The sequence below is a fragment of the Castellaniella daejeonensis genome, assembly GCF_039523555.1.
GTDB lineage: Bacteria > Pseudomonadota > Gammaproteobacteria > Burkholderiales > Burkholderiaceae_B > Castellaniella > Castellaniella daejeonensis.
This window is the reverse complement of record NZ_BAAAFN010000015.1, coordinates 152,075-176,341: the sequence shown is the minus strand read 5'-3', so window position 1 is coordinate 176,341 and position 24,267 is coordinate 152,075. Positions and strand designations below refer to the sequence as shown.

Below are 24,267 nucleotides of genomic sequence, written 5' to 3'. Positions count from 1 at the left end.
GGCTCGTCGGGTATCCGGGGAGTGTTCCAGGTGCGCAGCCCGACACGCATGCGCTCGATGTCCAGCCCCAGGACCCAGGCCACGGCCAGGGCCGCCAGCACCGGCGCAGGCCCCGCCGCATCGATCGCCGGGGCGAGTTCGTCCAGGGCGATCACGGGGATCTGGATCCCGTCCTCGCACAGCACCGCCATGCCGCCGTGCACGGTGACGGCGCGGCCGCCGGCGCGCAAATGGGCACGCACGGCAGCGCCGTCCGGATCCAGGCCATAGAACACCACCACGCCGTCGCACAATTGCGCCAATTCCACCGTCAGGGGATCGTCCGCATTCAGGACGGCGGCCCCGCCCGGCAGGACGACATCGACCTGCGTGCGGAAGATCCGCGCCAGCTGCTCGGGCGTTTCCATGTAGAACTCCGGCCAGGTCACGTCCGGATCGATGCCCGTGACCACGCCGATCTGACAGCGATCGTAGGCCAGGCCTTCGCCCAGGATGGCGCGGCCGCCATTCTCGATCACGGCGTATTCGACCGCCCGGTTCAGCAGGACGCGGCGCGCCGCCTCCCAGTGCGCGGAATCCTGCGCCGTCACCTGGACGGCCCCCATGAACAACCCTTCGGACGAAGCCAGGCCCACCACGCGGCCGGCCAGGCGCAGCAAGTGCGCAATCAGGTGAGCGACCGGCGCGGCGGGCCGGCTGCCGCTGATCCCGATCACCGGAATGCGCCCGTCTTCGGGCGCCGGGAACAGGTCGTCGATGATGGCGCGGCCGACCGGCCGCGGCTTGCCCACGGCGGGTTTCAGGTGCATCAGCAGACCCGGGCCCGCGTTGACTTCGACAATGGCGGCCTGCTGTTCTTCCAGGGGCCGCGAGATATCGCGCGCCACCAGATCGACACCGGCGATGTCCAGGCCGACCACGCGGGCCGCCAGCGCCACCTGCGCGGCCACGTCCGGATGCACCTCGTCGGTGACATCGATGGACACGTTGCCGCTGCGCTGGACGAGCACCGCACGGCCCCGCTCGGGCACCGCGTCTCCATGCAGCCCCTGGCGCTCAAGCTCCAGGCGTGCCGCGGAATCCAGGCGGATGAAGTTCAGGGGATGGTCCTCGTCGCGGCCGCGGCGGGGATCGGAATTGAGCTGGCTTTCGATCAGTTGCCGCACGGTTGACGTCCCGTCGCCGACCACCATCGCAGCCTCGCCCCGCGCGGCGGCCACCACCCGGCCACCCACCACCAGCAGGCGATGCTCGTCGCCCTGGATGAAACGCTCGACCATGACGCCGCTGCCCTCGTCCACCGCCACGGCATAGGCCGCCTCGATCTGTTCGCGCGTGGTCAGGCAGGTGAAGACGCCGCGCCCATGGTTGCCGTCAGACGGCTTGACGACCACGGGCAGGCCCAGTTCCTGCGCCACATCCCAGGCCTGCGTGGCACTGTCCACCAGGCGCCCCTCGGGCACCGGCACGCCGCAGGACTGCAGCAGCCTGCGGGTCAGGTCCTTATCTCGCGAGATGCTTTCGGCGATGGCGCTGGTGCGGCTGGTTTCCGCCGTCCAGATGCGGCGCTGGCGCGCGCCGTAGCCCAGTTGCAACAGATTAGCGTCGTTCAGGCGGATCGCCGGGATGTCCCGTTCGTCCGCGGCGTCCACGATGCATGCCGTGCTGGGCCCCAGGCTCAGGGAGTCGGCCAGATCCTTCAGCCGTTCGACCGCGCCGGCCACGTCGAAGGGCCGGTCCTCGATCGCGGCCATGACCAGGTCGCGCGCGACGTGCAGCGCCTCGCGCGTGAGCGGCTCGTACCAGGCGCGCACGATCACCTTGTAGACGCCACGCAGCGGCGTTTCCCGCGCACGCCCCAGTCCGCCCGGCATGCCGGCCAGGCTCTGCAATTCCAGGGTGACGTGCTCCAGGATGTGGGCCGGCCACGTGCCTTCGCGCACCCGCTTCAGGAACCCGCCCCGCTCGCCCACGCTGCAGCGATGCTCGACCAGCGACGGCAGCCAGGCGCTCAGACGTTCGTAGAAACCGGGAATGAGATTGGAAGGGCAGTCCTCGAGATCGTGGATGTCCACCAGCGCCTCGATGACGGGCCGGTAGGCCCAGATGTTCGGCCCCCTTAGATGCACCATATTGAGAAACTCAATATTCCTGTTGCTCATGATCGAACCATGCGTAAGGGCCGGGGCCGGCGAAAACGGCCGCCTTTCCTGGCGGCCGCCGTGAAACATCGGCACACATATTAATCTCGCCGTTATTGCGCGGCATAGAAAAAGAGTTGAAAATTGTGACGCGATTTCTTGCGCTGAAAATGCCCTGAAAACACGCTTACAGGCCCCTGAACACCGCCCCGATCACCCCGCTTCGATCCGCGACAACACCCCTCCAGACCATCCTCGTTCATGCAGGGCCTTTCCCCCGATTCCTCGCTGGCCGTTCCGTGCCCGCCGGGCCTGCCCGAGCCGTGGCGCACGGCCCTCGTTTCCCAGCTCGCTGCCGGCGAGCGCATCCTGGGCTGGCTGCGCACCAACCTGGATCACCGCCTGTGCTACAGCGAAGGGCTGGTCGTCCTGACCGACCGCCGCTGGCTGGCCTGCGGATCCGACCCCCAGGCCAGCCGGTCCTGGCCTTTGCGTCCCGATCTGGAGATACGGCAGCAGGACCACGCCGGGGTGGGCAGCCTCGAACTGGCCGACAGCCACACCCGGCTGGCGCGCTGGCGCTACACGCTGGAACGCCAGCCCGAAGCCCAGCGCCTGGTGGCCGCCTGGCAGGGCCTGCACGAGCCGGCGCACTCCGATGCAGCCGAAGCGCCCACCGTCCCCGCGCCGGCCGCGCCGCGGGCCAGCGCATTGTTCCGCCTGTGGCGTTTCGCCCGACCCTACGGGCGGCAACTGGCGGCCGGCCTGGCCCTCACCCTGGCGGCCACGGCGGCCTCGCTGGTGCCGCCCTATCTCACCATGCCGCTGATGGACGACGTGCTGATTCCCTTCCAGAACGGGACGCCGATCGACTATCGCCTGGTGTCGTTCTACCTGGGCGGCCTGCTCGCCTCGTCGATCCTCGCCTGGGGGCTGGGCTGGGCGCGCAGCGCCATCCTGGCCTGGGTCAGCGAGCGCATCGGCGCCGACTTGCGCACCGCCACCTACCAGCACCTGCAGCAGCTTTCCCTGCAGTATTTCGGCGGCAAGCGCACCGGCGACCTGATTGCCCGCATCGGCTCGGAATCCGACCGCATCTGCCTGTTCCTGTCCCTGCATCTGCTGGACTTCGTCACCGACGTGCTCATGATCGCGATGACCGCGATCGTGCTGCTGACGATCGACCCGCTGCTGGCGCTGGCGACCCTGGCGCCGCTGCCGCTGATCCTGTGGATGATCCATTGGGTGCGCGACCGCCTGCGCCACGGTTTCGAGAAAGCCGACCGCGTCTGGTCGGACATCACCAACGTGCTGGCCGACACCATCCCCGGCATCCGCGTGGTCAAGGCCTTCGCCCAGGAACGCCGTGAAGTCGCGCGCTTTCGCGAAGCCAACGACCGCAACCTGGCCATCAACGACCGCGTCAACGCCCTCTGGGCCCTGTTCACCCCCACGATCACGCTGCTCACGGAGCTGGGCCTGCTGGTGGTGTGGGTCTTCGGCATCTGGCTGGTGTCCAGGAATTCGATCTCCGTCGGCGTGCTGACCGCCTTCCTGGCCTACATCAGCCGCTTCTACGTGCGCCTGGATTCCATGAGCCGCATCGTCTCGACCACCCAGCGGGCCGCGGCGGGCGCCAAGCGCATCTTCGACATCCTGGACCACGTCTCCAGCGTGCCCGAGCCCGCCACGCCCCACCGCGCCGAGCGCATCCAGGGCCGCATCGATCTCAGCCACGTCAGCTTCCGCTACGGCAGCCGCACGGTGATCCACGACCTGAGCCTGGACATCGCCCCGGGCGAGATGGTCGGCCTGGTCGGGCACAGCGGTTCGGGCAAAAGCACCCTCGTCAACCTGATCTGCCGCTTCTACGACGTATCCGGCGGATCCATCCGCCTGGATGGCACGGACATCCGCCGATACGCCATCGCCGACTACCGGCGGCACATCGGCCTGGTGCTGCAGGAGCCTTTCCTGTTCTACGGCACGGTGGCCGAGAACATCGCCTACGGCCGGCCCGACGCCAGCCGCGCCGAGATCGTCGCTGCCGCCCGCGCCGCCCACGCCCACGAATTCATCCTGCGCCTGCCGCACGGCTACGACTCCCTGGTCGGCGAGCGCGGCCAGGCGCTGTCCGGCGGCGAACGCCAGCGCATCTCGATCGCCCGCGCCCTGCTGATCGACCCGCCCATCCTGATCCTGGACGAGGCCACCTCGTCCGTGGACACCACCACCGAAAACGAGATCCAGAAGGCGCTGGACAACCTGGTGCGCGGCCGCACGACGATTTCCATCGCCCACCGCCTCAGCACCCTGCGCGAGGCAGACCGCCTGGTCGTCATGGACCGCGGGCGGATCGTGGAAATCGGCCGCCACGAAGATCTGCTGGCCCGCGACGGCGCGTATGCACGGCTCCACCGCGCGCAATTGCAGGGCCAGTCGCCGATGGATCCCACTGGCTGGGATGGGGATGAGGCCGGAGATGAGGCCGAGGAAACTTCCGATGCGCACTGACGACGCGCCGGCGGATGCCGGCTCTCATCCCTTGCCGTCCGCCCGGGCGGACGTTCCGGCGCCCGGGCGCCCGGACTGGTCGCTGGCGCGCGACGCCTTCGGCCGGCTGGTGCTGATGCGCCCCGGACAGGCCGACGCGCCGGTCACGCCCGTCCGGGGTTTTCCCTTTGCCGCCCCCGACGAGTGCATCGCGCTGATGGGCGCCCAGGGCACGGAACTGGCCTGGATCGAACGCCTGGATGCGCTGCCTGCCGAAACGCGCCGCCTGGTGGACGAGGAACTGGGGCAGCGGGAATTCAGGCCGGAGATCCTGCGCATCCGCCACGCCTCGACCTGGGCGACGCCCAGCCACTGGGATGTGGAAACGGACCGGGGTCCGACCCGCCTGACCCTGAAGGCGGAGGAAGACATCCGCCGCCTGCCGGCCGCTTCCCTACTGATCACCGACGCCCACGGGGTGCAGTTCCTGGTGCGCGACATGGCGGCGCTGGACAAGGCCAGCCGCCGCATCCTGGACCATTTCCTGTAGATGTCGCCGGACGGCGGCCCGGCCGCCGGCGGTGACTCTTCAGCCGGCGGCAGCCAGGCTGGGCAGCCCCAGGTCCCAGGTACCGGGCAGCAGACAGCGCAGCGCCTCGCGCGAAGCGTCGATGCAGCCACCCTCGGCATACACGCCACCCGGATCGCGCAGGCGCATCATGCGTTCCAGGATACGGGACGTCCGCTCCGGATCGGCCAGCGATTCGGCCACGCGGGCCTCGACCACGGATTCATCGATCCAGGCACGGGCGCCATCCTTGCGCAGGCCGTCGCGCCAGTGATGAAGCTCCACGCATTTCGAGACCAGGGTGTACGGCTGGCCGGGCTTCCAGAAGTTCGTGAAAAGGCCCGCGCCCAGGTAGAACACCCAGGACCCCTCGTAGCCTTCGACTTCGGCCGATGCCGCGTCGGGGTTGCGGAACCACAGCCGGTCGCCCGGGACGTAGTAGCCGGACGGCAGCGGTGCCTGCAGCGACCCGTATTCCCGCAGAAACACGTCGTGGAAGGCACCCGACTGGATCGCCCGCGTCCGCCACTGACGCTGCAATGCGGCCAGGGCGGCAGGATGGCTCTCGGCCAGCTCCTGGGCCAGCGCCAGCAGGAGCACGTACTCCGTTGCCCGGTAGCATGAAAAGGAGAACAGCCGGCCCGACAGATCGGGCCAGAGCGTGAGTTCGAGCGAAGGGATCAGTTCATGGCCCGGCTTCAGGACGAAGCCGGTTGCCTCGCTCCAGGACCAGCAGTCGGGGCGCTCGGCCTGCTCGGTATCGAAGGCCAGCACGGTGCGCCGGGCGGCCTGCACGATGCGGCGGCGCACGCGCACCGCCGCGGCCAGTTCCCCAGCGCTGGGGAAATCGAAGCGCAACGGCGACAGCAGCAAAGCGACGAAGATTTCCTTTTCCAGGTCCAGTGCGTGCGCCTCGGGATCCAGGGCCAGGGTCCGCGCAAGCTGCGTCGTGTCGCCATCCGGCGCCCAGCGTCCGGCCACATCCCGGGCCAGCCTGAAATCCCGGTACGCACCCTGGGCATCGATCCCGCGCGTTTCCTCGATGCCGGAAGCCCAGCGGTCATCGGACAGCCAGGCCCGCAGGCCATCGTCATCGATGCCGCCCAGAGCGCCGCGTACACGCACTCCCTCGATTGAATTCACGACGGCAGCCTCCGGCCGAAACGAAAAACCAACATGCTAAAGAGAAGCGGCCGAGGCGGCTGTAACCTGTGGATACAGCCGCCCCGGCCGCGTGGACACGGTCATTCGGCCGGATCGTCCTGGGTCCGGCCGATCGCGTCCCGCAATTCCGGCAAGGCCCTGCGCGCCGCCCGCTCGCCCTCGTCGATCGCGATCGATGCACGGTGGTAGTCCATCAGGGCGAAATCCGCCAGGCGCGGGCGGATCAGCACATCCGCCGGCTCGCCCGCCAGGCGGCTGCGCGTGATGCGCACCTGCATGATGTTCAGGCTCATGCTCAGCACGTCGAAGATCGACGGCATGTCCACGGCTTCCGGCGCCGGGGTCCGGGCGCCCCCGAGCCCCAGCGGCAGCCTGCTCAGCACCGAACCGAGGGCCCCGGGCGAGGCCGGCACGGCGGCTTCGGGCACCGCATCCGGCCCGAGCCGGCGCCCGATCAGGTCCGAGTTCAGGTCGACCGCGATGACGATGTCCGCGCCCATGGCGCGGCACAGGGAGACGGGCACCGGATTCACCAGGGCACCGTCGACCAGCAGGCGCCCATCGCGCCGCGCGGGAGTGAACAGGCCCGGCAAGGCGGCGGACGCGCGCACGGCATCGATCACCGAACCCTCGCGCAGCCAGACCTCGCGGCCCGTGGCCAGCTCGGTGGCGACCGCTCCGTAGGCCTTGGGCAGGCTGCCGATCGTTTTGTCGTCCAGATGAGAGCGCAGGAAGGAAAACAGCTTTTCGCCCGGGATCAGGCCACCGCTGACGGTGAAGTCCAGCAGGCCCATCACGCCCTGCCAGGTCAACCCCCGGACCCAGGTTTCGAATTTTTCCAGTTGCCCGTCGGCATAGGCCGCGCCGACCAGCGCGCCGATCGAGGTCCCGCACACGACATCCGGCACGATGCCGGCCTCTTCCAGCATGCGGATGACCCCGATGTGCGACCAGCCACGCGCCGAGCCGCTGCCCAGCGCCAGTCCGATCCTGGCCGGCGATGCGCGCATGGCGGCCTCCCTATGCCGTCGTCACGGCCAGACCGCGCTGCACCGCCGGGCGGGCTAGGCCGCGATCGAGCCAGGCCTGCACGTGATGAAAGCGGTCGAAACCCACGAGTTCGCGTGCTTCGTAGAAGCCGATCAGGTTGCGCACCCAGCCCAGCAATGAAATGTCGGCGATGCTGTAGTCGGCGCCCATCACCCAGTCGCGGCCGGCGAGCCGGTCATCGAGCACGCCGAGCAGCCGGGCGGATTCGGCCGCATAGCGATCGCGCGGCCGCTTGTCTTCGTAGTCCCTGCCGGCGAATTTGTTGAAGAAGCCGACCTGGCCGAACATCGGCCCCACCCCGCCCATCTGCCACATCAGCCACTGGATCGTTTCGTAGCGCGCGACGGGGTCGGCCGAAAGGAATTGCCCCGTCTTTTCGGCAAGGTAGATCAGGATCGCCCCCGACTCGAACAAGGCCAGCGGCCGCCCGCCCGGCCCGTCCGGATCGTAGATCGCCGGAATCTTGCCGTTGGGATTCAGCGCCAGGAAGGCCGGATCATGGCTCTCGCCGGCCGAGATGTCGATGCGGTGGGGCTCGTAGGCCAGGCCCGTTTCCTCCAGCATGATGCCTGCTTTCACGCCATTGGGCGTCGGCAGGGAAAAGAGCTGAAGCCGGTCCGGATGCCGGGCCGGCCAGCGGGCGAAAATCGGATGATCAAGCGTCACGTTCATTCTCTCGGTCGAGTTGGAATTCCATCGGGGCCGCCAGGTGCGCGGCCATGTGCGAATCGGTTCATGAGCCGGCCGCACCGCCATGGCCCACCAGGGGGTCGAGCATCGCCAGCGCAGGACGGACCATGCCTTCGAGCAATGCGCGCTCGGGCCTCGTCCTGGCCACGACGCGCAATCCGATATGGACACCCAGCAGCATCCGCGCCAGGTCGGTGGCGGATTGGGATGCCGTGATCGTGCCGTCCTGCTGGCCGGCCTTGACGCACCGCCGGAAGAAGGCCTCGATGTGCCCCAGGACGCCAGTCACGATCTGCCGGCATTCCGGGTCGTGCGGCGCGACTTCCAGCGCGGAATTCACCAGCATGCATCCCCGGCGCCGGTCATCGTCCAGCGAGCGCTGGATGATTTCCGCAAAGAAGGCGCCGATGGCCTGCCGCGGCGGCAGCCGGCCTTCCAGCCGGCGCACCCGTTCCTCGAAGCTGGTCTCGATGTAATGATCGAGCGCCTTGCGGTACAGGGTCCGCTTGTCGCCGAAGGCGTTGTACAGGCTGGCGCCGGTCAGGCCCATCCTGTCGGCCAGTTCCCTGGTCGAGGTCGCCTCGTAGCCGTGCTCCCAGAAGCAATCGACCGCCGCGTCCAGGACTTCGGTCTCATCGAATTCTCTTGGCCTACCCATATCGCCGATCAGTCAGACTTTCCCCGTGCATGCCGGTCATGATACCGGCCTGCCCTTGACTATTTTAGATCAATCGATTTAAAACACAATCCGGCCCTTACCGGCCACAGCCCGCCCCACCCTGACAGGAGCCTTTGCTCATGATCCATTTCTACTTCCACCCAACACCCAATCCGGCCAAGGTCTCGCTCTTCCTGGAAGAGGCCGGCCTGGACTACGAAGTCGTGCCGGTTGACACCAGCAAGGGCCAGCAGCACGACCCGGCATTCCGCAAGATCAACCCGAACGGTAAGGTGCCGGCGATCGTGGATTTCGACGGCCCGGACGGCCGCGCGGCGACGGTCTTCGATTCGACCGCGATCCTGATCTACCTGGCAGAGAAGACCGGGCGCTTCCTGGGCCGACCCCAGGATCGCCCGCAGCTGCTGTCCTGGCTGCTGTTCCTGGGCACCGGCCTGGGGCCGTTTTCGGGGCAGGCAGTGCATTTCCAGTATGCGGCGCCCGCGGGCCTCGACTACGCCGTCAACCGCTACCGCCGCGAGGCCGAGCGCCACTACCAGGTCCTGGACGGCCACCTGGCCGGCCGGACCTTCATCGTCGGCGACGAATACACCATCGCCGACATGTCCGCCTGGGGATGGCTGGACAGGGCGCCCAAGGTGCTGAAGGGCGCCACCGACCCCTGGGCGTCCTACCCGAACATCCGGCGCTGGTTCGAAGGCATCGATGCCCGGCCCGCCGCCGCACGCGCGCGCAAGGTCGGATCGGACATCGAATTCAAGAAGGTGAACGACGAAGAGACCCGGCGGGCGCTGTTCCCTTCGAATTTTCCGCCGGCGGCCTGAACGGCCGTCCCGACGAAAAGGCCCGCCTCCGGGAAGGAGCGCGGGCCATCATCGGCAAAACCCGGGCGCGGCAGGTGAAGCTTAAAACGGGATGTCGTCGTCCATGTCGGCCAGGTTGCTGGCCGGCGCCGCCGCGGGAGCGGCCGGGCGCGGTTGCTGCTGCTGCGGCGCACGCCGGGCCGGGGGCTGCGAGAAGCCGCCCGCATCGCCGCCGCCCATTTCCCCACCGCCTTCGCGCCCGCCCAGCATCTGCATCTGGTCGGCAACGATTTCGGTGCTGTAGCGGTCGGCGCCGGTTTCCTTGTCTTGCCACTTGCGGGTCTTCAGGCGGCCCTCGACGTAGACCGAACGGCCCTTCTTCAGGTATTCGCCCGCGATCTCGGCCAGGCGGTTGTAGAACACCACGCGGTGCCATTCGGTTTCTTCGCGGCGCTCGCCCGTGGCCTTGTCCTTCCATTGGGACGTGGTGGCGATGGAGACGTTGCAGATCGCCGCACCATCGGGGCTGTAACGGACTTCGGGGTCACGCCCCAGGTTGCCGACGAGAATGACTTTGTTGACGGAGGCCATGGTGCAGGATCCTGTAGTGAACGATGTGGCTGCCATTATCGGGGACTTGCGTCGCCCCGGGCACATCGAAATGCATCAAATGATCATTATCGCCCACGCGGGATATCACCTACAAGCCGCCGGGAAGGCGCGGTGCCCGCCCCTGCGGTCCGGCTCCACGTCGGGCCGCGGACGCGAGGCCCGGATCAGCGCGGGTCCTTGAACCCGCGCGCCGTGTACAGCCAGACGGCCGCCAGCACGGCGCCGGCCCAGAACACCATGGCCGCGCCACCGGTGCGCGCCAGGATGCCCCCCAGCACGCCGCCGGCGAACACCCCCAGGGACTGGGCAGTGTTGTAGAACCCCAGCGCCAGGCCCTTGTAGGCGGGCGGCGCCACGCGCGAGACCAGCGAAGGCTGCAGGGCTTCCAGGATGTTGAAGGCCACGAAAAAGGCGACGAAGGCCGAGACCACCAGCCAGAATGAATCCATCAGCCAGGGCAGCAGGCCCAGCACCACCGCCAGGCCCAGCACCGCCCATTCGAGCGCGGGCTTGTGGGCCTTGCGTTTTTCCGTGTGGAAGACGGCCGGCACCATGAGGACGAAGGACGCCAGGATGACCGGCAGGTAGACCTGCCACAGGCTGGCGGAATCGTAGCCGCCCAGGCGGCCCAGCAGCCCGGGCGCCACCATGAACAGCGACATCAGGATGAAATGCAGGCAGAAGACGCCGAAATTGAGCCGCAGCAGGTCGCGGTGCCCCAGCACGTCGTGCGCCGTGGCCTGGACGATGTCGGCTTCGGAGCGCGGCACGTCCGGCACGAAGAACATGGCAATCAGCAGGCAGGCGAAACCCAGCAGGCTGATGGCCCAGAACAGCCCGGACAGACCGAATTCGCCCACCAGCAGGGGCGAGAGCACCAGCGACAGGGCAAAGGATATCCCGATCGACCCGCCGACCATGGCCATAGCGCGCGTGCGGACTTCGGGGCGGGTGGCATCGGCGATCCAGGCCGTGATGGCGGCCGACACGGCCCCCAGGCCCTGCACCACGCGCCCGACCGTGACCCAGTCCACGTCATTGGTCAGGGCGCAGATCACCCCGCCCACCACGAACAGCAGCATGCCGAACACGATCACCGGGCGGCGTCCGTAGCGGTCGGACGCCATGCCCAGCGGAATCTGCATGATCGCCTGGGTCAGGCCGTACGCCCCCAGGGCCAGGCCCACCCGCGCGGGATCGTCGCCGCCGGCCAGGGTGCGCGCGGCCACGGCAAAGATCGGCGTCAGCAGGAACAGGCCCAGCATCCGGGCGGCAAACAGGGTCGCCAGCGCAATGCTGCTGCGCCGTTCCAGGGGAGTCAGCCGAAGCGCGGACGAACGCGGACGGGAAGGTGCGGACATGGGAAGCGCCAATAGAAGAGAAGCTGCGCGTTATAGTATCAAGTTGGCCTTTGAAAAACCTGAACTCCCCTGCGGATCACCCGGCTTCGATTCTTCTTCCCATCAGGATCGGCTTTCCCGGCGGATCCGGCCGCATGCGAGTCCGGTCACGAGGACGAAGGACGCATGAACAAATCAGCCACGAAGCACACTAGCATGGACGCCATCTGCATCCGCGGCGCGCGTACCCACAACCTGAAGAATGTTTCGGTCGACCTGCCCCGCCGGAAGCTGGTCGTGCTCACGGGGCTGTCCGGCTCGGGGAAATCGTCCCTGGCCTTCGATACGCTGTACGCGGAAGGCCAGCGCCGCTACGTGGAAAGCCTGTCGGCCTACGCGCGCCAGTTCCTGCAGATGATGGACAAGCCCGACGTGGACGTGATCACCGGCCTGTCGCCCGCCATCGCCATCGAGCAGAAGACCGCCGGTCACAACCCGCGCTCGACCGTGGGCACGGTCACCGAGATCCACGACTACCTGCGCCTGCTGTACGCCCGTGTCGGCACCCCCTACTGCCCGGACCACCACCTGCCGCTGCAGGCGCAGAGCGTCAGCCAGATGGTGGACCAGGTCCTGTCCCGCCCCGAGGACACCCGGGTGGCCATCCTGGCCCCCGTGGCCCGCGCCAGCAAGGACGACCTGACGGCCGAATGCCGCCGCCTGCAGGCGCTGGGCTTCGTGCGCGTCCGGCTCAACGGCGTCATCCAGCCGCTCGACGGCGGTGCGCCGCCGGCCGCGACCGGCGGCCCCTGGGACCTGGATGTGGTCGTGGACCGGCTGCGCGTGCGGCCCGACAGCCGCCAGCGGCTGGCCGAAAGCTTCGAGACGGCCCTGGAACTGGCGCAGGGCCGCGCCCTGGCGCTGGACCTGGACACGGAATACGAACAGGCTTTTTCCGCCGCCTATGCCTGCCCGGTCTGCGCCCGCGGCATGGGCACGCTGGAGCCCCGCCTGTTCAGCTTCAACAATCCGGCGGGCGCCTGCCCGACCTGCAACGGCCTGGGCCAGGTCGAGTCCTTCGACCCGGCGCGCGTCGTCGCCTTTCCCGAACTGAGCCTGGCTGCGGGCGCAATCCACGGATGGGACCGCCGCAACGCCTTCAGCTACGCCATGATGGCCAGCCTGGCGCAGCACTACGGCTTCGATCTGCAGACGCCGTTCCAGGCGCTGGACCCGGCCGTGCGCGACCGCATCCTGCACGGCTCGGGCGACGAGGAGATCGCTTTCCAGTACCTGGGCGAGAACGGCGTGCCCGCCATCCGCCGCCACGCCTTCGAGGGCATCATCCCCAACCTGGAACGGCGCTGGCGGGAAACGCACTCCAACGCCGTGCGCGAGGAACTGGGCCGGCTGCGCCACCTAGTCGTCTGTCCCGACTGCCGCGGGGCGCGCCTGTGCTCCGATGCCCGCAACGTCCTCATCGGCCAGGATCCCGGCCAGGGCGAACGCCGCGGCCGCGCCCTGTACGAAATCGAATCCCTGTCGCTGGCCGACTGCCGGCAATGGTTCCTCGACTGGTCGCCCGATGGCGCCCGGCGCGAAGTCGCCGACCGCATCATCCAGGAAATCCGCGCCCGGCTGGACTTCCTGGTGAACGTGGGCCTGGGCTACCTGTCCCTGGACCGGGGCGCCGACACCTTGTCCGGCGGCGAGGCCCAGCGCATCCGCCTGGCCAGCCAGATCGGCTCGGGCCTGACCGGCGTCATGTACGTGCTCGACGAACCCTCCATCGGCCTGCACCAGCGCGACAATCACCGCCTGATCGAGACCCTGCGGCAGCTGCGCGACCTGGGCAACAGCGTGATCGTCGTCGAACACGACGAAGACATGATCCGCGCCGCCGACCACGTGCTGGACATGGGGCCGGGCGCGGGCGAACAGGGCGGCAGTGTGGTCGCCCAGGGATCCCCGGCGGAAATCATGGCACAGCCCCAGTCGCTGACCGGCCAGTACCTGGCCGGCACGCGGCGGATCGCCGTGCCGGAACGCCGCCCCGTCGGGTCCGGCCAGCCCTGGCTGCGCGTCCTGGGGTGCCGGGGCAACAATCTGCAGGCCGTCGACCTGGCCGTCCCGGTGGGCCGCCTGACCTGCATTACCGGTGTCTCGGGATCGGGCAAGTCCACCCTGATCAACGACACGCTGGTGGCCGCCCTGGCCCAGACGCTGAACCACGCCCAGACAGACCCCGCGCCGCACGACCGCATCGAAGGACTGGAGGCCTTCGACAAGATCATCAGCGTCGACCAGAATCCGATCGGCCGCACGCCGCGCAGCAACCCCGCCACCTACACGGGCCTGTTCACCCCGATCCGCGAGCTGTATGCCGGGGTGCCCGAGGCCCGCCTGCGGGGCTACGATCCCGGGCGCTTCTCGTTCAACGTCAAGGGCGGCCGCTGCGAGGCCTGCCAGGGCGACGGCGTGGTGCGTGTGGAAATGCACTTCCTGCCCGACATGTACGTGCCCTGCGAGGTCTGCGAAGGCCGCCGCTACAACCGCGAGACCCTGGACATCCGCTACCGGGGCCTGTCCATCAGCGAGGTCCTGGACCTGACGGTGGCCCAGGCCCTGGACCTGTTCCAGGCGGTGCCCACCGTGGCCCGCAAGCTGCAGACATTGATGGACGTCGGCCTGTCCTACATCCGCCTGGGCCAGAGCGCCACCACCCTGTCGGGCGGCGAGGCGCAGCGCATCAAGCTGTCGCAGGAGCTGTCCCGGCGCGGCTCGGAGCGCACCCTGTACGTATTGGACGAGCCCACCACCGGCCTGCACTTCCACGACATCGAGGTGCTGCTGGGCGTGCTGCGCCGGCTGGTGGACACGGGCAGCACCGTCCTGGTGATCGAACACAACCTGGACGTGATCAAGACCGCCGACTGGGTCGTCGACCTGGGCCCGGAAGGCGGGGCAGGCGGTGGCCGCATCATCGCCCAGGGCACGCCGGAAACCGTGGCCGCCACGCCCGGCAGCCATACCGGCCAATGGCTCAGGAGCGTGCTGGCGCCTTCCGGCGGCTAGGGCCCGTTCAGGCCCGGGCGTGCGGCGGGGCCCCGGGCCCGGCCTCCGGGCGGGCGATCTCGACGCGATTGCGCCCCCCGGCCTTGGCCCGGTAGAGCGCCGCATCGGCCTGGCCGACCAGGGTCGCGGCAGCGTGGGCATCGTCCAGGTCCATTTCCGCGACCCCGATGCTGATGGTGACCCGGCCCGCCAGGCCATGCACATGCGCGATGGCCAACGCCTCGATCCGGCCGCGGATATGTTCGGCCATGACCCCCGCCTCGCTCGCATCCAGCCCCGGCAGGATCACGGCGAACTCCTCGCCGCCGTACCGGGCCGCCAGGTCTCCGGGGCGGCGCACGGATTCGAGCAGGATCCGGGCGATCTGGCACAGCACGACGTCGCCCGCCGGGTGCCCGTACTGGTCGTTGTAGAGCTTGAACCAGTCCACATCCAGCATCAGCAGGCTCAGCGGTCGCCGGTCGCGGCGGGCCCGGTCGCCTTCCCGCGCCAGCACTTCGTCGAAATGACGGCGGTTCGCCAGGCCGGTCAGGCCATCGGTCAGCGACAGGCCGACCAGGCGCTGGTTGGCCTGGACGAGCGCCTGCGTGCGCTCTGCAACCTGGCGTTCAAGGTCGCGCGCATGGCTGCGCTGCCGCTCGGCCATGCGCTCCAGCGCATGCGCCAGCACGGCGATCTCGCGGACCGGGCTGCGAACCGAAGGGCTGAGCCGGTCGCCGCCCCCGGCAAGATCTTCCGCCCATCGGCTGATGGACAGCAGGGGGCGCGACAGCCACCAGGCCACCAGCAGGGCGACCGCGACACCGAACACCCAGAACCCCAGGATCAGCAGTCCGATCCGGTTCAGCGCCCGCTCGGCCGGTTCGGCGTAGCGGCTTTCCGGCAAGGCCAGGGCAAGGGTCAGCAAGGGCCCGTCCGGCAGCTGGATCGACTGCCAGCGTGCCGAGTACCGACGGCCGTCGACATCCAGGGCCAGCCGGCCGGCGGGCCGCCCCAAATGCAGGATGCGCGTGCCCAGCAGACGGATCTCGGGCGTACCGCTCTGGTCCGCCAGCACCCGGCGGACCTGGCCATCTTCGAGATGGTAGATCGGCTCGCCGCTGGAACTGGCAAGCAGCGCCCCGCCGGATTCGGCCAGGAAGGCGATGCCGTCGGTCCTGGCCACCTCCGCGCGCAGGAAGCAGCCGATCTGGGACAGGGCCACATCGGCCGTCAGCACGCCCTCCAGGCGGCCGTCGCCATCACGCAGTGCAACCGACATGCCCATGCCCATGTCCTCGAACAGGCCACCCGGATCATGGATGGCATAGCGGTAGGCCGGATACCAGCGCAGGCTGTCGGCCTGCCGGGCGGCCTCGAACCAGGGCATGGCCCGCGCGTCGTAACGCGGATTGCCGATCCCCGCCGACGTGCTGCGCCGGTTGTCGTCGTCCACCCGGTCGATGTGCATCGCCCCACCGCTGCGGGGATCGGCCTGCAAAATGCGCAGGCTGCGCTCGGCCTCGGCCGGGGGACTGCCTGCCGCCAGGTAGCCGCCATCGGCCGCACCGACCGCCAGCAGGGTCAGCAGGGGCTGCTGGCGCAATTGCAGCAGGAAACTGCGCAACAGGTCTTCCCGCCGATCCAGGCCGATCAGCCCGCTCTTAAACTGGCTGGCGTTGAACACCGCGGCGGCGCGCGGCACCTCGAAGAAACCGATGACTTCGTCCCTGAGCTGGTCGGCCAGCTCATCGACCTGCTGCCGTTCGAGATCCTCGACCGCCCGGATCGAGGCCGTGTACACCAGCCAGCCCGCCAGCCCGATCATCAGCGGCATCGGCGCCAGCGTGGCAACCAGCAGCAGCGTGCGCAACGATGCCAGGCCGTCCCGGGCGGGATGGCCGCCGGGACAGGAACGCCACGCGCCGCGCCGGTACAGCACCGCCAGCAGCAGGGCCAGCACCACGCTGGCGCCCACACCCCGGATCAGCCAGGCGCGTGCGGGATCGTAGACCAGGCCGTTCTTCGGCACGGCCGCCAGTTCCCAGGTGGCGTCCGGCAGCGTGATCGCCGCCGCGACGTGGGGCTGCTCGAACAGACCGGGATCGCCGAACAGGCTGGAGGTATGCCGGCCTTCTTCGCGGCTGCGGATCGCCAGATCGAAAAGCGTCTCCGGTCCGATCAGGCCGGTGCGCCGGAGGGTGTGCTCCAGATCGACCGTCAGGGCCGTCATGCCACGGTAGCCGTCGCCGCCGGCGCTGTCCGGCCCATCGAAGATCGGTGCGCGGAAGATCAGGCCGGTACGCCCGGTCTGCACCAGGCGGGTGGAGGCGTCGATCACCGGCACGCGGCGCCGGATCATGTAGGAGATCTTGGCCATGAACTGGGGCTGCAGCCCGTAGTCCAGGCCGATGACGGGCTCGTTGCCGGCGACCGGATAGACCTGTTCGATCCGCAGCTTGCGGACGAAGACGATGCTGCGGATATCGGGGCGGGCCCGCACCATGCCGGGCGCGATCGAGCCGAAAGGATCCGCCTCGGCGCCGGGAACGGCGGCCAATGCCCCGGCGAGGCGCTCGTTCAGGCCCTGCAGTACTCGCAGGTCGTCCTGGAAACGGCCTGCGCTTTCATTGAGCTGCTGGCGGACGCCGGCCACGATGCGCGCTTCGCTGCGAGATCGATCGTAGCGTTCCGTGCCGAGCACGGCGGCAATGCCCAGGAGCAGCAGGATCACGACGGATAGCGTACGCTTCAACCCGGACCTCCGGTGCTCTAGCCCTTTTCACTGAAGTTTCGCATTTGCATACATTTCGCGCCACTGGGAAACAATGGGGCAATCGGGCATGCCGCGCGCGCCGGGCAGCCGTGCCGGCCCCTGGCGCCCACGGACTGTGCAAAGCCGGGGCGCCGATTCTATGATGGCGGCATGCGCATCCTGCTGATCGAAGACGAATCCGAACTGGCCGCGTGGCTGGCCCGCGGCCTGGCCCGCCACGGCGGGTTCATGGTCGACTGGGCCGACGACGCCGAACTGGCCGAGCGCCGCCTGGCGGTCGAGGAATTCGACGCCATCATCCTCGACCTGGGCCTGCCGGGCATGGACGGCCACGAATTCCTGCGCCGCCTGCGCGGGCGCGACGACCGCTGCCCGGTGCTGGTGCTGACCGCGCGCGATTCGCTGACCGAACGCATCGGCACGCTGCACGAAGGCGCCGACGATTTCATGCACAAGCCCTTCGCGATCGGGGAACTCGAAGCCCGGCTCAACGCCCTGATCCGGCGCAGCAGGGGCCGCGAACATCCCCGCTGGATCCTGGGCGACCTGGTGCTGGACATCGGCAGCCAGAGATTCCTGCATCGGGACGAGCCGCTGAACCTGTCGCCCCGCGAATACGCGGCCCTCAAGGTCCTGATGCAGAAAGCCGGAGAGCCGGTGACCAAGCAGCAGATCCTGGACCGCATCAGCCCGGACGACACGGCCATCAACCTGGAAGCCATCGAGGTCCTGGTGCACCGGCTGCGCAAGAAGCTTGCGGGCGTCGACGTGCAGATCGTCACGCTGCGCGGCATGGGTTACTGCCTGGAGCCCACGCATGGCGCCCCGGACTGAACGCCGGCCCGGCAGCCTGCGTTCCCTGCTGCTGTGGATCCTGGTGCCCGCCCAGATCGTGGTCCTGAGCCTGGCGCTGTGGTTCTCCAGCCGGCAGCTGCACCAGCAGGTCGACCTGGCCTACGACCGGTCGCTGGCCGGAGCCCTGCGCGCCATCGACCACAACATCTCCACCGCCAGCGGCGGCCTGGCCGTGGAGCTGCCCTACCTGATGCTGGAGTTCTTCGAGCTGACCGCGAACGACTCGGTCTACTACCGGATCCTCACCGAGGACGGCCTGGCCGACATCGGGAACCAGGATCTGCCGCTGCCCGGCGCCCGGCTGCCTTCGAACACCCCGGTGTTCTACGACCGCGACTACCTGGGCGCCACCATCCGCATCGCCGCCCTGGCCCGGCCCATGTCCCCGCCGCTCTACGGCCAGCAGGACGGCCGCATCGTCGTGATGGTGGGCGAGGACCGCGCTGGCCGCGACCGGGTGATCCGCGACCTGATGATCCGCAACGTCGTGCGCGACCTGGTCGAGGTGCTGGCCTCCACCGGCCTGATCGTCGTCGGCGTGCTGATCGGCCTCCGGCCCCTGACCCGCCTGTACCGCAGGCTGAAGCGCCGCGCGCCCGACGACCTCAGCCCGATCTCGGCGCCGGAGCTTCCCCGCGAGGTCCAGCCGCTGGTGGACGCCGTCAACCAGCACGTCGCCCGGCACGCCCGCCAGGCGCGCAGGCAGCGCCAGTTCCTGGACGATGCCTCGCACCAGTTGCGCACGCCGCTGGCCGTCCTGCGTACCCAGCTGGACTATGCCTTGCGCGAATCCGACCCCGCCGAGGCGCGCGCCGCCCTGCTGGCCATGCGCGGCGGCCTGGACCAGGCGCAGCGCACGGCCGCGCAGATGCTGGCGCTGGCCCGCGCACGCGGTGCCGACACCCCCGCCGGATCGCTGCGGCCCGTCGCGCTCACCCCGCTGGCCCAGGACGTCATCCGCCAGCTCTACGGCCTGGCGCGCCAGAAGCGCCAGACCATTGCCCTGGAGGGCGGCGAGCTCGACGCCACGGTGACCGGAGTCGAGTGGCTGCTGCGGGAAGCACTCGTCAACCTGATGGACAACGCCATCAAGTACACGCCCGAGGAAGGCGCCATCACCCTGAGGATCGAGCGCACGCCAGGCGGCATGGTCCTCAGCGTGCGCGACACCGGGCCGGGCATGACCGAGACCGACATCCGCAAGGCGGGGCGGCGCTTCCGCCGGGGCCAGGCCGGCAAGCGCGGCCACGGCGCGGGACTGGGCCTGGCCATCGTCCACACCATCATGCAGCGTCACGGCGGCGCCCTGCGCATCGAGCCCGCCTCTCCGGGCGTCCGGGTCTCGCTTGTCTTCCCCGGCGATCAGGGTTTTCCCGGGAAATCGCCTGCCTGAAAGCCGGCGGAAAGCTTGGCGGTCCTAAGGTTGCGCCCATGCACGCCATCCAAGGCGACGGCGTGCCATCCGACCATCGAGGAGACCCGTCATGAAATCCCGTTCCCTGTCGCTGCTGTTGGGCGGCGCCCTGCTTTCCCTGGGCCTGGCGGCCCAGGCCGCCCCGTCCAAGCCCGAATGCATCGCCCCGGCCAACCCCGGCGGCGGCTTCGACCTGACCTGCCGCCTGGCCCAGGAAGGTCTGAAGGCCTCCGGCGCCCTGGCCGATCCGATGCGCATCGTCTACATGCCCGGGGGCATCGGCGCCGTGGCCTACAACCATGTCATCGCCCAGAAACCCGACGATGCCAATTCCATCGTGGCCTTCTCCGGCGGCTCGCTGCTGAACCTGGCCCAGAAGAAGTTCGGCCGCTACAACGTGGACGACGTGCGCTGGCTCGCTGCCGTGGGCGCCGATTACGGCGTGGCCGTGGTGCGCAACGACTCGCCGTACAAGAACCTGAAGGACCTGATGGCCGCCTTCAAGCAGGATCCGAGCAAGATCGTCCTGGGCGCCGGCGGCACGGTCGGCAGCCAGGACTGGATGAAGGCCGCCCTGACCGCGCGCGCGGCGGGCGTGGACTACCGCAAGATGCGCTTCGTGGCCTTCGAAGGCGGCGGCGATGCGATCACCGCCCTGCGCGGCGGCCACATCCAGGCCTACATGGGGGACGCTGCCGAGGCCTTCACCATGCTCGAAGGCGGCGCCCCGATCCGCGTGCTGGCCGTGTTCAGCGACGAGCGCCTGCCGGGCAAGCTGTCCTCCGTGCCCACCGCCCAGGAAGAAGGCTTCGACATCCAGTGGCCGATCATCCGCGGCTTCTACGTCGGCCCGAAAGTCTCGGACGCCGACTACCAGTGGTGGGTGGATGCATTCGACAAGACCCAGGCAGACGCGTCCTTTGCCGCCATCCGCGACAAGCAGGGCCTGTTCCCCTTCAACAAATCGGGCGCCGAGCTGGACAAATACGTCAAGGCGCGCGTCGCCGACTACACCAAGCTGGCCAATGAATTCGGCCTGATCCGTCAATAAACCCATGTCCGGACCTCGCCATGAGTGATCGCACCCTGGGCTTCTGCGCCCTGATCTTCGCCGGCCTGATGGCGTGGTTCGGCCACGACCTGCAGGCCCCCTTTTCCTATGAACCGGTGGGCCCGCGCGCCTTTCCGATGCTGGTCGCCCTGATCATTGCCCTGTGCGGTGCCTGGCTGGTGCTCAAGCACTGGCGCGACCGCCGCGCCGGCGAGCCGATCGACTGGCCGCGCCTGCTGCTGATGGTGGTCTACGTCTTCGGCTACGCCCTGCTCTTCGAAACCCTGGGCTTCATCATCGCCACCGCCGCCGTCACCGTGCTGATCGGCCGCCTGTTCGGCGGCAGCTGGGGCAAGATGATCATCAGCGGCATCGCAATGGGCGTGCTCTTCTTCCTGCTGTTCGACCGGGCGCTGGACGTCGTGCTGCCGCTGGGCCCCCTGGAGTTCCTGTCATGAGCCAGATCATCGACCATCTGGGCATCGGTTTCGATGTCGCTTTTTCGTGGATGAACCTGCTGGTTGCGGCCCTGGGCGCCTTCCTGGGCACCCTGGTCGGCGTGCTGCCCGGTCTGGGGCCGATCAATGGCGTGGCCATGCTCATCCCCATCGCCTACGCCCTCAACCTGCCCCCCGAAACCGCGCTGATCCTGCTGGCCGCGGTCTACGTGGGAGCCGAATACGGAGGACGCATCAGCGCCATCCTGATCAACGTGCCGGGCGAAGCCAGCGCCATCATGACCACGCTGGACGGCTACCCGCTGGCGCGCAAGGGCCTGTCCAACGTGGCCCTGTCGCTATCGGGATGGTCGGCCTTCTGCGGCGCGCTGGTATCCACCATCGGGGTGATCGTGCTGGCCCCCCTGCTGGCCCGCTGGGCCCTGGCCTTCGGCCCGGCCGAATACTTCGTGCTGATCGTCTTCGCCTTCTGCTGCCTGACCAGCCTGCTGGGCAACCAGCCGGTCAAGGGCACGCTGTCGGCCATGCTGGGCCTGGCGATCGCCACCGTGGGCGTGGACGCCAATTCGGGTGTCTACCGCTACACCTTCGATTCCGTCCACCTGTTCGACGGCATCGATTTCGTGGTCGTGGTGATCGCGCTGTTCGCCATCGCCGAACTGCTGGAACTGCTGGAATCCGCCATCCGCGGCGAATCGCCGGAAGTCCCGGCCAACGAGCGCAAGCTCTTCAACCTGAAGGAACTGCTGTTCACGAAATGGACCGTGCTGCGCAGCGCCGTCCTGGGCTTCTTCATCGGTGTGCTGCCGGGCGCCGGCGCCAGCGTGGCGTCCGCCGTGGCCTACTCCAACGAGAAGCGCTACCAGGAAGGCCGCGACCCCGATGCCTGCTTCGGCAAAGGCGACCTGCGTGGCGTGACCGCGCCCGAAGCAGCCTCGACCGCGTCGGCCGTCGGTTCCTTCGTGCCCATGCTGACCCTGGGCGTGCCCGGCTCGGGAACCACGGCCGTGATGATGGGCGCGCTGACCCTGTACAACATCACCCCCGGCCCGGTGCTGTTCGACACCAAGCCGGAACTGGTCTGGGGCCTGGTCGCGTCGCTGTTCATCGCCAACGTGCTGCTGTTCCTGATGAACATTCCCATGGTGCGCGTCTTCTCGAAGGTGCTGTCGCTGCCGAACTGGCTGCTGGTGCCCGGCATCCTGTGCATCAGCTACATCGGCGTGTACGCGATCAACGCCGGCACGTTCGACCTGACCATGGCGGCCTTCCTGGGCCTGATCGGCTACCTGCTGCGCAAGGCCGGCGTGCCCATGGCGCCGATGGTGCTCGGCGTCGTGCTGGGCGACATGATGGAGCAGAACCTGCGGCGCGCGCTGTCGATCACCAACGGCGAGCTGCACATCCTGTGGGACAGCCCCATCGCCCTGGGCCTGTGGATCGTCTCCCTGCTCATCGTCGTCGTCCCGCCCCTGATGCGCTGGCGCCGCGCGCAGCGGCGCCGCAAGGGCGACACCGTCGCCCCCGACCTCATCGCGTCCGACGACTGAGGACGAGCCGCGCGTCCGGACGCGCTCACCACCACTCCGGCGGGCTGCTGCGCAGCGGCCCCGCCGGCAGGTCCCAGCCCCAGCGGGCGCCCGTCACCAGGCAGGGCGCCCGCAGTCTGTGCGCAGGCCCCCAGGCAGTCGGCTCGATCGCCGGGTCGTAGGCTGAATCGGGCGCCGGCCCCAGCGCCGGCAGGGTTTCCGACGCAGTCCCGCATCCGGCGTCGGCCGCTTCCTGCAACAGCCGTGCCATCCGCGCCAGCGACACGCGCCAGCCGCTGCCCAGGCCGGTCTCGCGGCATAACGCCAGCCCCCGCAACGCACAGGCCGCCATCAGGCATCCCGCCGACTGGTCCAGCGCCTGGACCGGCAGGGGATCCGGGACGGCATCCTCGCCCGCCCAGGCAATGCCGGCGCTCATCTGCACCAGGCTGTCGAATCCCCGGCGCCCGCGCCAGGGACCGGTCCAGCCCCAGGCATCCAGGCAGACGTCCACCAGGCCGGGCCGGATAGCCTGGCGGGTTGCTGCATCCAGGCCCAGCGCGTCCAGGGCCCCGGGCCGATAGCCATGGACCAGCACGTCGGCCCGTGCCAGCAGCCGCCTGAACCGGTCCTGCCCCTCGGGGCTGCGCAAGTCCAGGGCGGCGCAACGCTTGCCCACGGTCACCTCGGGCACCAGGCCGGGCTCGTCCCACACCTCAGGATCCAGGCGCAGGACCTGGGCGCCATAGGCGGCCAGGAAGCGCGTGGCCGCGGGCCCGGCCAGCACGCGCGTCAGGTCCAGCACGCGGATCCCCGCCAGCGGTCGCGCGGGGACCGGTTCATCCTGCCACCCGGCGCCGGACGTCCCGGTCGAGCCGGGCAGGCGATGGACGAGCGGCTCGGCCGCGACCGCGCGGCCCTGGGGATGATCGCGCCAGGCCGCGGGCGGGCGCAGGGCGGCCGCGCAGCCGCCCCGCTCCACGATGGCGTCCTCCAGGTCCCCTGCGGACTCGCGCCGGATCCGTTCGGCAACGGCCTCGTGCGTGGCGTCTTCGGGCAAGCCCAGCACCGCCAGCGCCCGCCGGCGATGATGAACCGCATTGGCATGCAGGCGGATCCAGCCGTCCCGGGCGGGATAATCGCCCGTGACGGCGTCGCGCACGTCGGGCCGTTTCCAGCCCAGGGGCCGGATGCTGAAGCCGAACCACCACGAGGCCAGCGCCCGGTCGAGCCGGACCGGCCGGCAATCGCCGGGCCGCGCCCACCGCGCCAGCATCAGTGCGGCCGAGCCGATTCCGGCACAGGCCAGGCCGCTGACCGGATAGCGGGACGCCAGCCCGGCCCGGCCTGCCACATGCAGCATGCCGGGCGGCGCATCCGCATCCAGCGCGGCCAGCATCTGCCGCAACATCCAGGCGTGGTCCGAAGAGGAACTGTCGTGCGTCATCATGTTTCCACCTCGCGGCCTGCATGCCGCTCGGATTAGCCAGGCACGAAACAGTCCGCAGGGGACTGTCCCAAGCCGTGGCAGCTCTCCACCTCGCGGCCTGCATGCCGCTCGGATCAGCCAGGCACGAAACAGTCCGCAGG

General features: G+C 69.2%; 17 protein-coding genes and 1 pseudogene. 9 read left to right on the top strand and 9 right to left on the bottom strand.

The annotated features are described in order from the left end of the window. Positions 1 to 11: 11 nt before the first annotated feature. Positions 12 to 2,162, bottom strand: a pseudogene (locus tag ABD022_RS10525) (cyanophycin synthetase); the annotation flags it as partial. A 240-nt stretch (positions 2,163 to 2,402) separates the two neighbouring features. On the opposite strand from ABD022_RS10525, the gene ABD022_RS10520 reads away from it, so the two are divergent. Then, positions 2,403 to 4,655 (top strand): cyanophycin metabolism-associated ABC transporter, encoded by a 2,253-nt coding sequence (locus ABD022_RS10520; protein WP_343821265.1) that lies wholly within the window; start codon positions 2,403 to 2,405, stop codon positions 4,653 to 4,655. After that, positions 4,645 to 5,184, top strand: coding sequence for a cyanophycin metabolism-associated DUF1854 family protein (locus ABD022_RS10515; RefSeq protein ID WP_325123857.1), 540 nt, complete (start codon positions 4,645 to 4,647; stop codon positions 5,182 to 5,184). Before ABD022_RS10520 ends, ABD022_RS10515 begins: the two co-directional genes overlap by 11 nt. A 39-nt stretch (positions 5,185 to 5,223) precedes the next feature. On the opposite strand, the gene ABD022_RS10510 is transcribed toward ABD022_RS10515, so the two are convergent. The 4 genes from ABD022_RS10510 to ABD022_RS10495 form a co-directional block, all read right to left on the bottom strand. Beyond that, the gene (locus tag ABD022_RS10510) at positions 5,224 to 6,345 is read right to left on the bottom strand and encodes a hypothetical protein (protein WP_325123856.1); all 1,122 of its coding nucleotides are present in this window, start codon (positions 6,343 to 6,345) and stop codon (positions 5,224 to 5,226) included. A gap of 101 nt (positions 6,346 to 6,446) precedes the next feature. Next, positions 6,447 to 7,376 carry a patatin-like phospholipase family protein gene (locus ABD022_RS10505; RefSeq protein ID WP_325123855.1) on the bottom strand — a complete coding sequence of 310 codons (930 nt, stop codon included), beginning with the start codon at positions 7,374 to 7,376 and terminating at the stop codon, positions 6,447 to 6,449. 10 nt (positions 7,377 to 7,386) lie between these two features. Beyond that, on the bottom strand, positions 7,387 to 8,082 hold the full coding sequence (locus ABD022_RS10500) for a glutathione S-transferase N-terminal domain-containing protein (RefSeq protein ID WP_325123854.1): 696 nt from the start codon (positions 8,080 to 8,082) through the stop codon (positions 7,387 to 7,389). A 67-nt stretch (positions 8,083 to 8,149) separates the two neighbouring features. Next, positions 8,150 to 8,764 (bottom strand): TetR/AcrR family transcriptional regulator, encoded by a 615-nt coding sequence (locus tag ABD022_RS10495; RefSeq protein WP_343821263.1) that lies wholly within the window; start codon positions 8,762 to 8,764, stop codon positions 8,150 to 8,152. A gap of 140 nt (positions 8,765 to 8,904) precedes the next feature. Here ABD022_RS10495 and ABD022_RS10490 point away from each other — a divergent pair, with 140 nt between their 5' ends. Continuing rightward, the gene (locus ABD022_RS10490; RefSeq protein ID WP_325123852.1) at positions 8,905 to 9,609 is read left to right on the top strand and encodes a glutathione S-transferase family protein; all 705 of its coding nucleotides are present in this window, start codon (positions 8,905 to 8,907) and stop codon (positions 9,607 to 9,609) included. 81 nt (positions 9,610 to 9,690) lie between these two features. On the opposite strand, the gene ssb is transcribed toward ABD022_RS10490, so the two are convergent. Next, positions 9,691 to 10,179 (bottom strand): single-stranded DNA-binding protein, encoded by a 489-nt coding sequence (gene ssb, locus ABD022_RS10485; protein ID WP_325123851.1) that lies wholly within the window; start codon positions 10,177 to 10,179, stop codon positions 9,691 to 9,693. Positions 10,180 to 10,364: 185 nt separating this feature from the next. Continuing rightward, positions 10,365 to 11,561 carry an MFS transporter gene (locus tag ABD022_RS10480; RefSeq protein ID WP_325123850.1) on the bottom strand — a complete coding sequence of 399 codons (1,197 nt, stop codon included), beginning with the start codon at positions 11,559 to 11,561 and terminating at the stop codon, positions 10,365 to 10,367. Between the two features lie 195 nt (positions 11,562 to 11,756). Between ABD022_RS10480 and uvrA the strand changes: the two genes are divergently transcribed. After that, entirely contained in the window at positions 11,757 to 14,615 is a 2,859-nt protein-coding gene (gene uvrA / locus ABD022_RS10475; protein WP_343821787.1) for an excinuclease ABC subunit UvrA, read from the top strand. A gap of 7 nt (positions 14,616 to 14,622) precedes the next feature. Here uvrA and ABD022_RS10470 read toward each other — a convergent pair whose 3' ends face one another. After that, a complete protein-coding gene (locus ABD022_RS10470) occupies positions 14,623 to 17,349 on the bottom strand; it encodes a diguanylate cyclase (protein WP_343821262.1) in 2,727 nt (908 codons plus the stop codon). 171 nt (positions 17,350 to 17,520) lie between these two features. Between ABD022_RS10470 and ABD022_RS10465 the strand changes: the two genes are divergently transcribed. From ABD022_RS10465 to ABD022_RS10445, 5 genes are all read left to right on the top strand, one after another. Next, positions 17,521 to 18,204, top strand: a complete 684-nt coding sequence (locus ABD022_RS10465) for a response regulator (protein ID WP_325123848.1) — start codon at positions 17,521 to 17,523, stop codon at positions 18,202 to 18,204. Beyond that, positions 18,188 to 19,618, top strand: coding sequence for a sensor histidine kinase (locus tag ABD022_RS10460; RefSeq protein WP_325123847.1), 1,431 nt, complete (start codon positions 18,188 to 18,190; stop codon positions 19,616 to 19,618). The genes ABD022_RS10465 and ABD022_RS10460 overlap by 17 nt, the downstream gene beginning before the upstream one ends. Positions 19,619 to 19,709: 91 nt before the next feature. Continuing rightward, complete coding sequence (locus tag ABD022_RS10455; protein ID WP_325123846.1) at positions 19,710 to 20,690, top strand: Bug family tripartite tricarboxylate transporter substrate binding protein; 981 nt, start codon at positions 19,710 to 19,712, stop codon at positions 20,688 to 20,690. Positions 20,691 to 20,710: 20 nt separating this feature from the next. Further along, the gene (locus ABD022_RS10450; RefSeq protein ID WP_343821260.1) at positions 20,711 to 21,148 is read left to right on the top strand and encodes a tripartite tricarboxylate transporter TctB family protein; all 438 of its coding nucleotides are present in this window, start codon (positions 20,711 to 20,713) and stop codon (positions 21,146 to 21,148) included. Continuing rightward, complete coding sequence (locus ABD022_RS10445; protein ID WP_325123844.1) at positions 21,145 to 22,698, top strand: tripartite tricarboxylate transporter permease; 1,554 nt, start codon at positions 21,145 to 21,147, stop codon at positions 22,696 to 22,698. Before ABD022_RS10450 ends, ABD022_RS10445 begins: the two co-directional genes overlap by 4 nt. A gap of 25 nt (positions 22,699 to 22,723) precedes the next feature. Here ABD022_RS10445 and ABD022_RS10440 read toward each other — a convergent pair whose 3' ends face one another. Beyond that, positions 22,724 to 24,124: a CoA transferase gene (locus ABD022_RS10440; RefSeq protein WP_425545234.1), complete on the bottom strand. Its 1,401-nt coding sequence runs from the start codon at positions 24,122 to 24,124 to the stop codon at positions 22,724 to 22,726. Positions 24,125 to 24,267: the final 143 nt, after the last annotated feature.

Coding starts and splice junctions, on each gene's coding strand:
- ABD022_RS10445 (WP_325123844.1), top strand. CDS start 21,145: ATGAGCCAGATCATCGACCATCTGGGCATCGGTTTCGATGTCGCTTTT.
- ABD022_RS10465 (WP_325123848.1), top strand. CDS start 17,521: ATGCGCATCCTGCTGATCGAAGACGAATCCGAACTGGCCGCGTGGCTG.
- ABD022_RS10520 (WP_343821265.1), top strand. CDS start 2,403: ATGCAGGGCCTTTCCCCCGATTCCTCGCTGGCCGTTCCGTGCCCGCCG.
- ABD022_RS10505 (WP_325123855.1), bottom strand. CDS start 7,376: ATGCGCGCATCGCCGGCCAGGATCGGACTGGCGCTGGGCAGCGGCTCG.
- ssb (WP_325123851.1), bottom strand. CDS start 10,179: ATGGCCTCCGTCAACAAAGTCATTCTCGTCGGCAACCTGGGGCGTGAC.
- ABD022_RS10495 (WP_343821263.1), bottom strand. CDS start 8,764: ATGGGTAGGCCAAGAGAATTCGATGAGACCGAAGTCCTGGACGCGGCG.
- uvrA (WP_343821787.1), top strand. CDS start 11,757: ATGGACGCCATCTGCATCCGCGGCGCGCGTACCCACAACCTGAAGAAT.
- ABD022_RS10460 (WP_325123847.1), top strand. CDS start 18,188: ATGGCGCCCCGGACTGAACGCCGGCCCGGCAGCCTGCGTTCCCTGCTG.
- ABD022_RS10450 (WP_343821260.1), top strand. CDS start 20,711: ATGAGTGATCGCACCCTGGGCTTCTGCGCCCTGATCTTCGCCGGCCTG.
- ABD022_RS10515 (WP_325123857.1), top strand. CDS start 4,645: ATGCGCACTGACGACGCGCCGGCGGATGCCGGCTCTCATCCCTTGCCG.
- ABD022_RS10440 (WP_425545234.1), bottom strand. CDS start 24,124: ATGACGCACGACAGTTCCTCTTCGGACCACGCCTGGATGTTGCGGCAG.
- ABD022_RS10455 (WP_325123846.1), top strand. CDS start 19,710: ATGAAATCCCGTTCCCTGTCGCTGCTGTTGGGCGGCGCCCTGCTTTCC.
- ABD022_RS10480 (WP_325123850.1), bottom strand. CDS start 11,561: ATGTCCGCACCTTCCCGTCCGCGTTCGTCCGCGCTTCGGCTGACTCCC.
- ABD022_RS10490 (WP_325123852.1), top strand. CDS start 8,905: ATGATCCATTTCTACTTCCACCCAACACCCAATCCGGCCAAGGTCTCG.